Origin of the sequence: Microbispora sp. CSR-4 (assembly GCF_008033685.1) — a bacterium.
In the GTDB taxonomy this organism is placed as follows: domain Bacteria; phylum Actinomycetota; class Actinomycetes; order Streptosporangiales; family Streptosporangiaceae; genus Microbispora.
In genome coordinates, this window is sequence record NZ_VJVX01000003.1 from 98,517 (window position 1) to 111,904 (window position 13,388).

15 protein-coding genes are annotated in these 13,388 nt (G+C 72.6%); 9 read left to right on the forward strand and 6 right to left on the reverse strand.

The genetic code is table 11. The features are described from left to right. Positions 1–20: 20 nt before the first annotated feature. Positions 21–641 (forward strand): molybdenum cofactor guanylyltransferase, encoded by a 621-nt coding sequence (locus FLV34_RS05090; RefSeq protein ID WP_147942489.1) that lies wholly within the window; start codon positions 21–23, stop codon positions 639–641. Positions 642–652: 11 nt separating this feature from the next. Beyond that, positions 653–925 (forward strand): DUF6457 domain-containing protein, encoded by a 273-nt coding sequence (locus FLV34_RS05095; protein ID WP_147942490.1) that lies wholly within the window; start codon positions 653–655, stop codon positions 923–925. Between the two features lie 290 nt (positions 926–1,215). Here the strand turns inward: FLV34_RS05095 and FLV34_RS05100 are convergent, their stop codons facing one another. Next, positions 1,216–1,539: a DUF3099 domain-containing protein gene (locus tag FLV34_RS05100; RefSeq protein WP_244312568.1), complete on the reverse strand. Its 324-nt coding sequence runs from the start codon at positions 1,537–1,539 to the stop codon at positions 1,216–1,218. An 85-nt stretch (positions 1,540–1,624) separates the two neighbouring features. Here FLV34_RS05100 and FLV34_RS05105 point away from each other — a divergent pair, with 85 nt between their 5' ends. From FLV34_RS05105 to FLV34_RS05125, 4 genes are all read left to right on the forward strand, one after another. Next, the gene (locus FLV34_RS05105; protein WP_142618849.1) at positions 1,625–1,840 is read left to right on the forward strand and encodes a dodecin; all 216 of its coding nucleotides are present in this window, start codon (positions 1,625–1,627) and stop codon (positions 1,838–1,840) included. A 735-nt stretch (positions 1,841–2,575) separates the two neighbouring features. Then, entirely contained in the window at positions 2,576–2,875 is a 300-nt protein-coding gene (locus FLV34_RS41305; protein ID WP_205830163.1) for an alcohol dehydrogenase catalytic domain-containing protein, read from the forward strand. Continuing rightward, complete coding sequence (locus FLV34_RS41310; protein WP_261985670.1) at positions 2,872–3,231, forward strand: zinc-binding dehydrogenase; 360 nt, start codon at positions 2,872–2,874, stop codon at positions 3,229–3,231. Before FLV34_RS41305 ends, FLV34_RS41310 begins: the two co-directional genes overlap by 4 nt. 262 nt (positions 3,232–3,493) lie before the next feature. Next, positions 3,494–4,105, forward strand: coding sequence for a CGNR zinc finger domain-containing protein (locus FLV34_RS05125; protein ID WP_147942491.1), 612 nt, complete (start codon positions 3,494–3,496; stop codon positions 4,103–4,105). Positions 4,106–4,370: 265 nt separating this feature from the next. On the opposite strand, the gene FLV34_RS05130 is transcribed toward FLV34_RS05125, so the two are convergent. Both FLV34_RS05130 and FLV34_RS05135 read right to left on the reverse strand, forming a co-directional pair. Next, positions 4,371–5,753, reverse strand: a complete 1,383-nt coding sequence (locus FLV34_RS05130; protein WP_142647420.1) for a metallopeptidase TldD-related protein — start codon at positions 5,751–5,753, stop codon at positions 4,371–4,373. Beyond that, entirely contained in the window at positions 5,750–7,246 is a 1,497-nt protein-coding gene (locus FLV34_RS05135; RefSeq protein ID WP_147942492.1) for a TldD/PmbA family protein, read from the reverse strand. The genes FLV34_RS05130 and FLV34_RS05135 overlap by 4 nt, the downstream gene beginning before the upstream one ends. 77 nt (positions 7,247–7,323) lie before the next feature. Between FLV34_RS05135 and fabG the strand changes: the two genes are divergently transcribed. From fabG to FLV34_RS41315, 3 genes are all read left to right on the forward strand, one after another. Beyond that, complete coding sequence (gene fabG / locus FLV34_RS05140; RefSeq protein WP_142647418.1) at positions 7,324–8,028, forward strand: 3-oxoacyl-[acyl-carrier-protein] reductase; 705 nt, start codon at positions 7,324–7,326, stop codon at positions 8,026–8,028. Positions 8,029–8,057: 29 nt separating this feature from the next. Continuing rightward, entirely contained in the window at positions 8,058–8,822 is a 765-nt protein-coding gene (gene fabI, locus FLV34_RS05145; RefSeq protein ID WP_142647417.1) for an enoyl-ACP reductase FabI, read from the forward strand. A 235-nt stretch (positions 8,823–9,057) separates the two neighbouring features. Further along, the gene (locus tag FLV34_RS41315) at positions 9,058–10,095 is read left to right on the forward strand and encodes a helix-turn-helix domain-containing protein (protein WP_205830162.1); all 1,038 of its coding nucleotides are present in this window, start codon (positions 9,058–9,060) and stop codon (positions 10,093–10,095) included. 287 nt (positions 10,096–10,382) lie between these two features. Here the strand turns inward: FLV34_RS41315 and FLV34_RS05155 are convergent, their stop codons facing one another. The 3 genes from FLV34_RS05155 to FLV34_RS05165 are packed head-to-tail and all read right to left on the reverse strand — an operon-like array spanning position 10,383 to position 13,388. Continuing rightward, a complete protein-coding gene (locus FLV34_RS05155) occupies positions 10,383–11,540 on the reverse strand; it encodes an LLM class flavin-dependent oxidoreductase (protein WP_142647416.1) in 1,158 nt (385 codons plus the stop codon). An 11-nt stretch (positions 11,541–11,551) separates the two neighbouring features. Continuing rightward, positions 11,552–12,103: an NADPH-dependent FMN reductase gene (gene ssuE / locus FLV34_RS05160; RefSeq protein ID WP_142647415.1), complete on the reverse strand. Its 552-nt coding sequence runs from the start codon at positions 12,101–12,103 to the stop codon at positions 11,552–11,554. 52 nt (positions 12,104–12,155) lie between these two features. Further along, entirely contained in the window at positions 12,156–13,388 is a 1,233-nt protein-coding gene (locus tag FLV34_RS05165; protein ID WP_142647414.1) for an SfnB family sulfur acquisition oxidoreductase, read from the reverse strand.

Consider the following 13,388-nt stretch of genomic DNA (forward strand, 5'->3'; position numbering starts at 1 on the left):
GGGCCGGCAAGAGAGCACCCGTGCGTCCCCGTTCCGGAACCGGCGACGGCGAGGCCGCCTGCCCGCCGCCGTACGACGCCGTGATCCTGGCGGGCGGCCGGGCCGAGCGGCTCGGCGGGGCGGACAAGCCGGGCGCGCTCGTCGGCGGGCTGCCCCTCGTCGAACGGGTGGCCGCGGCGGTCCGCGACGCCCGCGCGGTGGTCGTGGTGGGCCCGACCAGGGACATGCCGGGTGTGCTGTTCACCCGTGAGGACCCGCCGGGCGGCGGGCCGGTGCCGGCGCTGCGCGCCGGGCTCGCCGTGGTGACGTCCCCGCTGGTCGTGCTGCTCGCCGCCGACCTGCCGTTCGTCGTCGCCGGGCACGTCGGGGCGCTCCTCGCGGCCGTGCCCGGCGACGGCGCGGGCGCGGTGCTCGTGGACGACGAGGGGCGTGAGCAGTGGCTCACCGGCGCGTGGCGGACGGCCGCTCTGCGGGACGCGCTCGGCGTGTACGCGGGGCGGTCGCTGCGCGGGGTGCTCGGCCCGCTGGGGCGGGTGCCCGTGCGCCCGCCGGTGGCGCCCGGGGAGATCCCGCCGTGGTTCGATTGCGACACCGACGACGATCTGCGCGCCGCCCGCGAGCGGGCCGGAGAGCGCGGGTGAGGGGAGTGCGCGTGAACGTGCTGGAGGAATGGACGGCCCTGGTCTGCCGTGAGCTGGGCATCGATCCCGCGCGGGTGGACCGGACCGCGGTGCTCGACCTGACCAGGGATGTGGCGCACGGAGTGGCGCGGCCCGCCGCCCCGCTGACCGCCTACCTGATGGGGCTGGCGCAGGGGGCGGGCTCCGCGCCGCCGGATGTGGTGGAGCGGCTGTCCCGGATGGCGAAGGACTGGGCGGACGCGAACGCGGAGCGGAAGGAGACCACCGACACCCCCGGCTCCTGACGCCGGCTTCCACGGCCCCGGCGCGCCGCGTGGAGGGGAAGGGCGGGCGCCGGGGGCCGTTCGGCGGAAGGGCCGTCCCCGCCGGGGACGACCGCGACGGCCGGTCCGTGAGGCCCGTACGAATTCTTCGGAAAAGGGCGACGCCGGGTGGTTACGGGGGCAAACCACCCGGCGTCGCTTCATCGGCGTTCCGACGGGGGCCCGGAACGCCGGCACCAGCGCTCCGACGGGGGACCAGAGCGCTTGGCTAAACTGTACACCTCCAACCCATGGGTTGCGTCAAGACTTTGTCACGACCCGATCTCGCGTCGATGGCGTGGTATCTCGTTTTGGTTAGACGAGGTCAAGTCAGGGGGCGGAGGAGGCTCGTGACCTCTCTGATTGGCCCCGATAACGGCAAGGTATGGCAAAAGAACGGCCCCCGCGACGAACAGGGCCTTGACGGGCCAGGGGGCGGGTACCGCCACGGCCAGAATGAGGCACACGAGGCGGATGCCCATCTTGATGAGGTAGCTGATTTCCCGCTTGCGCACGTCGTCGGTCAGCGACGGCTGGGCGTCCGTCACCTGGTGAACGACCGGGCGGTCTTTTCGCAACCTGCGCCATGGATTCACGATTTCCACGGTAGACCCCGAGGGGGGCGGGGGCGACGCCCGCACGGCGATACGATCATGTGAGACGCACAGCCAGGAGGACGTGATGTCGGACCGCACCTATCGGGTGACCGAGATAGTGGGCACCTCGGCCGAGAGCGTCGAGCAGGCCATCCGCAACGGCGTCAGGCGGGCCGCCCAGACGCTTCGGCATCTTGACTGGTTCGAGGTGACCGAAGTGCGCGGGCATATCGTGGACGGCGAGGTGGCCCATTTCCAGGTCGGCATGAAGGTCGGCTTCCGCCTGGAGGACGCCGAATAAGGGCCCGAGGACGCCGGGCAAGACCGGCGTCCATGCTCGGCCCCCTGCTGAGGGGGAGGGGTCCGCGCGGTGCCGTCCGGGAGCGGGATCTCGCCGGAGGTCTCGCCCTTGCCGGCGCGGACGATGACGTTCCCTTCGCGTGCCGGGAGTGGGACGCCGCCGGCGCCTGCCGGACCCGAACATGACGGATGCGGCGTCCATGCGCGCATCGTCGATCAGGATCGCGGCAAGCACTGGCCACCGATGTGGCCGGCGGCGACATCGACCATGCGGTCACCCGCAAGCTCCTGCACCCGGCCACGGCCGCCTCGACGCCGTCGATGAAGTGGGAGCGCCTCGGGGTCTTCGGGCATCGACCGGTGTGACACCACGGCCACGATCGCCGCCGGATTTCGGCGTACCGGGTCGGCGTGCGCCCGGCGAACGCCCCGTGCTCAAGGCCGAAGCGAGCCTGGTCGAAGTGGCCCGTGTCCGGCGCGTCCCGCCCCGGGCGCGGCGGCGTCCCGGCTCGCGGCCGGCTCCCGGCGAGACATAGCCGTCAATATGTCACATATGTTGATCTCGGTCGCACTCGAAGCCCTGCTGGGCTGTCCATCCTGGACGTACGGCGACGCCGACGTGATGGCAGGGCTCGACTCTGCCAATAGACAGACATAGACAAACTTATTAAGCTTCTTTCGTATCATGAGCCGTCGGTCATCCGGCCGATCGGAGGGCCGAGGTGAGGAACAAGCCATGCGCGCGATTGAGTACGACCGGTTCGGGGGCTACGACGTACTGGAGCTCCGGGAAAGGCCCCTGCCGGTGCCTGCCGGGGGGCAGGTGCTCGTCAGGATGTCGGTGGCCGGGGTCAACCCGCTGGACGAGACGGTGCGTGCGGGAAAACTCGCACCCGCCCTGCACAAGCCGCTGCCGATCCGGCCGGGCGGCTTCGGCGTGGGACGGGTCGAAGACCCCGGCGCCTCGGGACTGGCCGCGGGGATGAGGTCATCGACCTCACCCGCGAGTCGCTGCGCGAAGGGGTCGCGCGGCTGACCGACGGCAAGGGCGTGGACGTCGTGCTGGACGGCGTCGGAGGTTCGGTCACCGGGGAGGCACTCGGCTCGTTGGCCGTGGGCGGCACCCTCGTCAGCATCGGTTACGCGGCCGGAATGCGTGCCGAGATCAACGTGACCGGCCTGATCTGGAAGAACGCCCACATCCACGGATTCCGCTTCGCCCTGTTCACCCCCGAGCAGGTCAACGCCGCCAACGCGGCCCTGCTCGACCTGGTCGCGCAGGGCGAGCTCCACCCGAAGGTGGCGCAGGTCCTCCCGCTGGAGAAGGCCGCCGAGGCGCAGCGCCTCCTCGCCGAGAGCGGCCCCTTCGGCCGCATCCTGCTCGCTTTGTGACCCAGCGCGCCGCACCAGGGCGAGGCCGTGCCGGGGCGACGCCGCACCAGGGTGAGGCCGCACCAGGGTGAGGTCGCGCCAGGGTGAGGTCGCGCCAGGGCGAGGCCGTGACAGGGTGGCACGGGGTCGTATGCCACAGCACCAAGGGAGGACCTGACGGGCCCGCCGGTAGTGCGGACACGTTCGTTAAGATCCGCGGACACACCATGTCGGTGCTACGTGACGCCAGGGGATGTCCGGTCCCCGGAGAAAGGACGACGCCATGACGTGGCCGGCCACCGAGCGCTACGCCTTGGAACCTGCTCCCGGCGGTCTCGCGTTCGTCCAGGACCTGCTCAACACCTCGCCCGCCGGCAGACCGCGCCATGCCGACTGGCTCGACGACCCCGCCACCGCGCGGACGTGGTTGAGCGAGGCGCTCGCCCAGTGGAGCACCGCTACCGGCCGGCCCGCTCCTGCCGTGGACCTAGCCGATCGTGACTGCGAGGCGCTGCGGGATCTGCGATGGGCTCTGCGCAGGCTTCTCTCCGATCAGGGCGACGGCGCCGAGGCCGTGTCCGCGCAGGTCCTGGCCGCTCTTCCCACCTTGTCCGTCTCGATGCAGGTCGACGAGCACGGCACCGTCGTCGCGGAACCTTCGGGCACCGGATGGCGGAGGGTCGCATCGCTCGTGCTGATCGAATGCTTCCAGGCCCAGCAGACCGACCAGTGGCGGCGGCTGAAGGTATGCCGCAACGAGCGCTGCGATTGTGCGTTCTACGACCGTTCACGCAACAACAGCGGCGTCTGGCACGACGTACGGGTCTGCGGCAACGCCGCGAACCTGCGCGCCTACCGAGCCCGCAAGCGGGAACAGGCCGTCTCCGGCGAGTGATCCCCGCGCCATCCTCTGCGCCATCGGCGGCCGAGCAACGGGGCGCCCGCCGCGGCCGCCATCCCGAGCACCACCCCCGCGCCCGACCACCGCCCCCACTCGTGCGCCTCGGACGACGCCGCGGATCACCGTCGGCAGGGCGCTGCCGCGGCCCTGCCGATCGGCACTTCGGCGGGTTCTCTCTCGTACGTTCTCGCAGGGCCGCCTGTCGTTCGGCGAGCGTACAGGGCCCGAGCGCCTTCGAAAGGTACGGCCGGCCGCCGCCCTAGCTGGCCTGGCTGACCGTCGACATGTTGAAGTCGGGCACCCGGACCGGTGGCATGACGGCGCGGGTGAACCAGTCGTTCCACTCGCGCGGCAGCGTCTGCTCGCTCGGGCCCACCTCGCTGAGGCGGCCGAGCAGGTCGACCGGCGACTCGTTGAAGCGGAAGTTGTTGACCTCGCCCACGACCTCGCCGTTCTCGACCAGGTAGACGCCGTCCCTGGTCAGGCCGGTCAGCAGCAGCGACTGCGGATCGACCTCGCGGATGTACCACAGGCAGGTCAGCAGCAGGCCCCGCTCGGTCGAGGCGATCATCTGCTCCAGCGAGCGCCCGTCCTCCGGTCCCGTCATGATCAGGTTGTCGATCTGCGGGGTGGCGGCGAGCCCGGTCAGCTCGGCGGAGTGCCGGGTCTGCACGAGGTTGGCCAGCGTGCCGTCGCTGATCCACTCCGTGCGGCCCAGGGGCAGGCCGTTGTCGAACACCGACTGCTCCCGGCCTGAGGAGTGCGCGACGACGAAAGGTGCGCACTCGACGCCGGCCCGCGCCGGATCGCTGTACAGCGACACCGGCAGCGTCGAGAGCCGCTCGCCCACGCGGGTGCCGCCGCCGGGCTTGGAGAACACCGTGCGGCCGTCGGCGGCGTCGCGTGCGCCGGCCGACCAGTACAGGTAGATCATCAGGTCGGAGACCGCCGTCGGCGGCAGGAGCGTCTCGTAGCGGCCCGGCTCCAGACTGATCCGCCGCTTGGCCCAGTCGAGCCGCCGGGTGAGCGTCTCGTCGAGGGCGGCCACGTCCACGTCGGAGAAGTCGCGGGTGGCCACGCCCGTCCACGCCGAGCGCGTCATGTCCGCGGACTTGGCGTTCAGTTCGAGCCGCCCGGTGGGCTGGTCGTGACGCAGCCGCAGGCCGGTGGACGAGCCCACGAACGTCGAGGTCATGCTGTGCTCGGCGAAGCCGTACAGCCTGCGTCCGGAGGCGTCGGCGGCGGCGAACGCCTCGCCGAGCGCGGGGGCGAACCCCCCGAAAACGTCGATGGAGGTCGGCTCCACCGGGCGCTCCCAGCCCTCTCCGGCGACGCCCTCCACGAGGGGCCGGGCGTCCTCGGACGGCTGGGCCTCCCGCGCGGCGCGGTCCGCCGCGGCCACCACGTCCGCGAGCTGGTCGGCCCGTACGGCGGAGCGCGAGACGACCCCCACCCCGGCGCCCACGACGGAGATCACGGTGAGCCGGGACGAGCGCGCGACCCCGTTGGTCGTCAGCGTGTTGCCGGCGAAGCGCAGGTTGGCGGTGGAGCCCTCGTCCACGATGACGACGCAGGCGTCGGCCTCGCTCAGCGCGAGCGCCCGCTCCACCGTCTCCTGCGGTGTGGTCACCCGGTCGCTCACTTGCTGCCACCCTCCTGGACGGTGTTGAGGATCCGTACGCCGCGGAACAGGGCCGCGGGGGCGCCGTGGCTGACCGGCGCGACCTGGCCAGGCTGGCCCTTGCCGCAGTTGAAGGCGCCGCCGAGCACGTACGTCTCCGGGCCGCCGACTGCCTCCATGGAGCGCCAGAAGTCGGTCGTGGTCGCCTGGTAGGCCACGTCGCGCAGCTGCCCGGCGAGGCGGCCGTTCTCGATCTTGTAGAAGCGCTGCCCGGTGAATTGAAAATTGTAGCGCTGCATGTCGATCGACCAGCTCTTGTCGCCGACGATGTAGATCCCGCGCGCGACCCGGGAGATCAGCTCGTCGGTGGACGGGCCGTCCGCGGCGGGCTGGAGCGACACGTTGGCCATCCGCTGGATCGGCACATGCCCGGGGGAGTCGGCGAACGCGCAGCCGTTCGACCTCCCGAGGCCCTTCAGCAGTGCCATCCGCCGGTCGAGCTGGTAGCCCACCAGCGTGCCCTCGCGGACGATGTCGAACGACTGACCGGCCACGCCCTCGTCGTCCCAGCCCACGGTGGCCAGGCCGTGCTCGACCGTGCGGTCGCCCGTGACGTTCATCACCGGCGAGCCGTAGTGGAGGCTGCCGAGCTGGTCGAAGGTGGCGAAGGAGGTGCCCGCGTAGGCCGCCTCGTAGCCGAGCGCCCGGTCGAGCTCGGTCGCGTGGCCGATCGACTCGTGGATGGTCAGCCACAGGTTCGACGGGTCGATCACCAGGTCGTACGTGCCGGCCTCGACCGAGGGCGCCTTGAGCTTCTCGTCCAGCAGGTCGGGGATCTCGGCCAGCTCGGCGGGGAAGTCCCAGCCGGTGCCGGTCAGGTATTCGTACCCCCGGCCGGCCGGGGGAGCGAGCGTGCGCATGTCGTCGAAGCGCTCGCCGTCGGCCCGCATCGCCGTCAGGACCGGGTGCAGCCGCACGCGCTGCTGCGTGGTGACCGTGCCGGCCGTGTCGGCGTAGAACTTCTGCTCCTTGACCTGCATGAGCGAGGCCGAGACGTGGTCGACCCTGCCGAGCAGGCCGGACGACCACTCGGCCAGCAGCGCCGCCTTGTCCGGCAACGGCACGTCGAACGGGTCGATCTCGTAGGACGACACCCAGGTCACGTCGTCGTACACCGGCTCGGGGGCGAGTTCCACCGGCTCACGGTTGATGGGCGCGCTGACCGCCGCCACCCGCACGGCCTCCTCGGCGGCCCGGGCCGCCGCCTCCGGGGTCAGCTCGATCCCGGACGCGAAGCCCCATGTGCCATCCTTGATCACCCGTACGGCGAAGCCGAGGTCGTCGGCGTCCGAGGAGCCTTCGAGCCGGGCGTCGAACAGGCGCAGCGTCTCGGCGCGTACGCGTTCGAGCCGGAACGAGGCGTGCTCGGCTCCCAGGTCACGGGCGCGCTGCAGGGCCGCGTCCGCCAGCCGCCGCAGCGGCAGGGCGAGAAAGTCGGGGTCGATCTGGCGCATGTCCACGATCCTAACCCTGTGATCTTGTGCCCTGCGGACAAGTGGACTACCCCCAAGTAGCCGATACGGTCGGTCGCATGGTTCGCTCTGTTCTCGTCACCGGCGGAAATCGCGGCATCGGCCTCGCGATCGCCCGTGAGCTGTCCGCCGCGGGAGACGCCGTCGCCGTCACCTACCGTTCCGGCGAGCCCCCGGAGGGGCTGTTCGGAGTTCGCTGCGATGTGACGAGCTCCGCCGACGTCGACGCCGCCTTCGAGAAGGCCGAGGCCGAGCACGGCCCCGTCGAGGTCGTCGTCGCCAACGCGGGGATCACCAAGGACACGCTGCTGCCGATGATGAAGGAGGAGACCTTCACCGACGTCATCGACACGAACCTGACCGGCGCCTACCGCGTCGCCAAGCGCGCCGTGCGGCCCATGCTGCGCATGCGGCGCGGGCGCATCATCCTGATCTCCTCCGTCGTCGGCCTGTCCGGCTCGGCCGGCCAGACCAACTACGCCGCCTCCAAGGCCGGCCTGGTCGGCTTCGGCCGGTCGCTGGCCCGCGAGCTCGGCTCGCGCGGCATCACGGTCAACGTGGTCGCGCCCGGGTTCGTGCAGACCGACATGACCGCGGTGCTCGACGAGGCGCAGCAGGAGCAGATCCGCAAGAGCATCCCGCTCGGGCGGCAGGCGCAGGCCGAGGAGATCGCCCGGGTCGTCAGGTTCCTGGCGAGCGACGACGCCTCCTACATCACCGGGGCGGTCATCCCCGTCGACGGCGGCCTCGGCATGGGCCACTGAGCCCGACACCCGACTGACTGGAGCTGGACATGGGTTTGCTGGACGGGAAGCGACTGCTGGTCACCGGCGTCCTCACCGACGCGTCGATCGCCTTCAACGTGGCCAAGCTGGCCCAGGAGGAGGGCGCCCAGGTCGTGCTGACCGGCTTCGGCCGCCTCAGCCTGGTCGAGCGCATCGCCAAGCGGCTGCCCGAGCCGCCGCCGGTGATCGAGCTGGACGTCCAGAACAACGAGCACCTCGACACGCTCGCCGACCGCGTCGGCGCGCACCTCGACGGGCTGGACGGGGTCGTCCACTCGATCGGGTTCGCCCCGCAGACCTGCCTGGGCGGCAACTTCCTCAACACCTCCTGGGAGGACGTCGCCACGGCGGTCCACGTCTCGACGTACTCGTTCAAGTCGCTCGCCGTCGCGTGCCTGCCGCTGATGAAGGAGGGCGGCGCGATCGTCGGCCTCGACTTCGACGCCACCAAGGCGTGGCCGGTCTACGACTGGATGGGCGTGGCCAAGGCCGGGCTGGAGTCGTGCTCCCGCTATCTCGCCCGTGACCTGGGCAAGCACGGCATCCGGGTCAACCTCGTCGCCGCCGGTCCGCTGCGCACGATGGCGGCCAAGAGCATCCCCGGGTTCAAGGAGTTCGAGGACTCCTGGCCGGAGCGCGCGCCGCTCGGCTGGGACCTGGCCGACACCGCCCCCGCCGCCAAGGCGTGCGTCGCGCTGATGTCCGACTGGTTCCCCGCCACCACCGGCGAGATCGTCCACGTCGACGGCGGCGTGCACGCGATGGGCGCCTGACGGCACCCCCTCTCGCGACATCCCGCCTTCATCGTCAGGCGGGCGTACGGGCCGCGGCAGGCGAATCTTGCCGCGGCCCGTCCCTGCGCTTAGCATCTGGGCGTGTCTGACGCTCACGGTTCTCCGCGGTGAGCAGGAGCCGTCAGACGCGAGCGTGGTGCCCGGGCCTCCCCGTCCCCGTACGCCCCGGACGGCGTCGCCCGCGGCGACGTGGCCGTCGAACTCGGTGGGGACCATGGGACGACCGGAGCGCGATCTCGATCCCGGGGAAGGGCCCGTGCAGGCGTTCGCCGTCGCGTTACGGCGGCTGCGCGAGGAGGCCGGGTCGCCCACCTACCGGGCCCTCGCGGAGAGGGCGCACTATTCGCCCACCGTGCTGTCGCGGGCCGCGGGCGGCCGGGTCTTCCCGAGCCTTGAGGTCACCCTCGCGTTCGTACGCGCCTGCGGGGGTGACGAGGACGCGTGGGCGCGGCGCTGGCACGAGGTCGGCGCGGAGATCTCGGGGCGGAGGGCGGAACGCCCGGCACCTGCCCCGGCAGCCGGGGATGGCCCGGCTCCCGGCGTGGTAGAGGTCGTCTCGCCGCCCGAGGCCGACGGCGTCAGCGGCGTCGCTCGTGCCGGTGGTGCCGGTGGTGCCGGTCATGGCGGCGGGCAGGGTGACGGTCATGCCGGCGGGCACGGCAGCGCGCACGACGGCGGCCCCGATGCCGGGCCGGAGGCCGGGCGCGGTGGCCTCGCAGGATGCGCGCGGCGGCGCGGGCGGCTGCTCGCGCTTGCCGGCGTCCTGGTGGTCGCCGGTGTGGTGGCGCTGGGCGCCGCCGGGGGCGGCGTGCGGCTCGCGCCCGGCTGGATCGCGCGCAACCAGCACGTCACCGACCATGCGGGGGACGTGAGCCGGGCCGAGAACATGGACGGCGACGACCCCCGGGCCCGTGGATGCGCGGACGTCCTCGAGACGATCGAGACGCTCGACGCCGTTCCGCTGAACCTGCCCGACGGCACCCGGTTCGGGACGCTACGGCTGCGGCGTGGTCCCGAGTGCGACACGGCGTGGGCGTCGGCGTACTTCGACAATCCCCGTCTCTACACCGTGTGGCTGGCCGCGCATCGTCCTGCGGACAACGCCCAGGTGCGCTCCCGATGGGCGAACAACACCCCGCCGGGCGCCTACGGCGACATGCTCTCCCTCGCACGGGGATGCGTGTGGGTGGAGGGATGGGTGGTCAGCGAGCAGGGAGAGGGCCCCCACGCGAAGACCCGCTGCGCGCGCTGATCCCGCACGGAGCCGCTCACCGGGCCGGTGCGCGCCGATCTCGCGGCCTCGCGTCCGCCTTCCTCGCCGCGCGCCGATCCCGCATGGCCGATTGCCCGCTCGTTACGCGCCGATCCCGAACGAGGCCCGCTCGGCCCGGCACCGTGGGCGCCGATCTCGCGGCCTCGCGTCCGCCTTCCTCGTTACGCGCCGATCCCGAGCGAGGCCCGCTCGGCCCGGCGCCGTGGGCGCCCGCTCCCGGGCGGTGCCGGGGCGCGCAGGCGGTGCCCGGGAGCCCGCGTCGCCCGTCACCGGGACGCGGCGCCGGCGAAGGGGATGGCGGCCGGGACCTGGTCGCCGGGCGCGTCCACCGGGTGCCGCCACAGCCCCCTGCGGTGCAGCAGGGGCAGGACGCCCTCGCCGAACCAGTAGGCCTCCTCCAGGTGCGGGTGACCGGACAGCACGAACTCGTCGATGCCAAGAGCGTGATACTCCTCGATCCGCTCGGCCACCTCGACGTGGCTGCCGACGAGGGCCGTGCCCGCGCCGCCGCGGACGAGCCCCACACCCGCCCACAGGTTCGGGGAGACCTCCAGCGCGTCCGTGCGGCCCCCGTGCAGCGCCCGCATCCGCCGCTGCCCCTCCGATCCGCTGCGCGCGAGACCGGCCTGCACCGACGCGATGACCGCCGGGTCGAGCGCGGACAGCAGCCGCTCGGCCTCCGCCCACGCCTGCGCCGAGGTGTCCCGGCTGATGACGTGCAGCCGGATGCCGAAGCGCACCTCGCGGCCGGCCGCGGCGGCCTCCCTGCGGATCCAGGCGAGCTTCCCGGCGACCTGCGCGGGCGGTTCGCCCCAGGTCAGGTAGACGTCGCTGTGCCGCGCCGCCACTTTGCCCGCGGCCGGGGACGACCCGCCGAAATACACGGTGGGCACCGGGGACGGCACCCGGCTCAGCGCGGCGTCCACAACGCTGATGTGCCTGCCCTCCAGGGTGACCCGTTCCCCGCGCCACAGGGCGCGTACGACCGTGAGGAACTCGTCGGTGCGCTCGTAGCGCTCGTCCTTGGTGAGGTGGTCGCCATAGGCGCGCTGCTCGTGGTCCTCGCCGCCGGTGACGACGTTGACCAGCAGGCGTCCGGCCGAGTGGCGCTGGAACGTGGCGGCCATCTGCGCGGCGAGCGTCGGCGACAGCAGCCCCGGACGGAAGGCGACCAGGAACTTCAGCCGCTCGGAGCCCGCGACCAGCATCGCGGTGGTCAGCCAGGCGTCCTCGCACCAGGCCCCGGCGGGGGTGAGCGCGCCCTCGAAGCCGAGCTGCTCGGCGGCGCGCACGATCTGCCCCAGGTACGCCAGGGACGCCGGCCGGTCTCCTCCGGCCGTGGTGATGTCCGTGCCGTGCCCGCCGCCGACGAGGTGGCGGCTGTCGCCGTACGTGGGCAGGAACCAGTGGAACGTCAGTGTCATCGATGGTCTCCTCAGGACGCGGCCAGCAGCGGGCGGCGTGCGGCCACGGCCGCCGCGAAGGCGTCGACCACGCGGTAGAGCGGGGCGGCGTGATCCGGGTCGAGGCCGGCCTCGTCGCCGCGGATCGTGATGTGCCGGTCGAGGACGAACCATCCCGGCACGACGTGGTCGGCCCCGAGCGAGGTCAGGACCGGGCGCAGCGCGTAGTCGATGGCCAGCACGTGGGCGGGGCTGCCGCCGGTGACGATCGGCAGCACGACCTTGCCCGCGAACGCGAACTGCGGCAGCAGGTCGAGCAACGTCTTCAGCAGCCCGCTGTAGGCGGCCTTGTACACGGGTGAGGCGACCAGGACGCCGTCCGCCTCGCCGACGAGGCCGACGACCTCGGCGATCCGGGGGTGGCCCGTGTCGGCGGACAGGAGCGCCTCCGCCGGCAGGTCGCGTACGTGCACGGTGCGGACCTCGTGGCCGCCGAGGCGCAGCCGCTCGGCGAGGTGGGCGCTCAGGGCCGCGGTGCGCGAGACGGCCGAAGGGCTGCCCGACAGCACGACGATGGTGGACATGGCGGAACCTCCGTCAGAGGGGACCGGGTTCGGGATGGGACGGATTCCGGGATCAGATGAGGCCGTGACGCGGGGGAGGGGTGCGGTTCAGCGCGTAGCGGCCGATGTGCTGGATCTTCCAGCGCACCGGGTCGTGCAGGGTGTGGGTGCGGGCGTTGCGCCAGTGCCGGTGCAGGTTCAGCGAGTCGAGCGCCGACCTGGTGCCCGACACCTCGAAGAGTGCGTCGGTGACCTGCACGGCGGCCGGGTCGGCGAACGCCTTCGCCGTGGCGACGGCGATGGAGGCCGCCGCCGCGGTCTCGTCGTCGAGGTGTTCGCGCGCCCGGTCGACCGCCCGCCCCGCCTCGCCCAGCAGCGCCTCGGCGGCGCGTACGGAGACCTCCAGCTCTCCGAAGCGCTGGATCGTCAGGGGGTCGTCGGCGGCGTGGTCGAGACCGCTCTCGAACCAGGGCCTGCTGCGGGTGCGGACGAACTCGGCGGCCTCGGTGAGCGCGGCGCGGGCGATGCCGACGTCGATCGCGGCGTGCAGCAGCTGCGCGTGGGCGCCGTGCAGTTGCGGCCCGGTGAAGGTCAGGTGGTGGGGGACCACGCGGTCGGCCGGCACCCGCACGCCCTCCAGCCGGACCGTGCCGCTGGCGGTGGTGCGCTGGCCCATGCCCTCCCAGTCGTCCACGACCGTGAGGCCCGGCGCGCCCGCCGGCACGTACGCGACGACGAGCCGGTCGGCGGGGTCCTTCGCCAGCACGGTGATCCAGTCGGCGAACAGGGCCCCGGTCGAGTAGTGCTTCACGCCGTCGAGGACGTAGCCGCCCTCCTCGTCGGGACGCAGCCGGGTGCGGTAGTCCTGCACGTGCCGGGTGCCCGCCTCCGACTGGGCGTTGCCGAACCGCCTGCCCGCGAGGACCTCGGCGAAGAAGAACTCCCGCTGCGCCGCGGACCCCTGCTGCCGCAGCACGTTGACGTACACGAAGTGGCTCTGCGGGATCTGGGCGATGTTGGGGTCGGCGGCGGCGAGCAGGCGGACGACCTCCGCCAGCGTGGCGCTGCGTACGTCGGCGCCGCCGTGCTCACGGGGGACGGTGATGCCGAGCAGGCCGCTGGCCGACAGCTCGGCCAGCTCGGCGTGCGGGAGCTCGCGGCGGGCGTCACGTCCGGCGGCGCCCTTCGCGAACCGCCCGGCGAGCTCGGCGGCGACCGCGAGGGCCTCCTCGTCGCCGGTGACGACATGAGCGGTCCCCGGTGTGCGCGGCGATGCCTGGGCAGGCGTGCGAGTGAGATCGGTCAT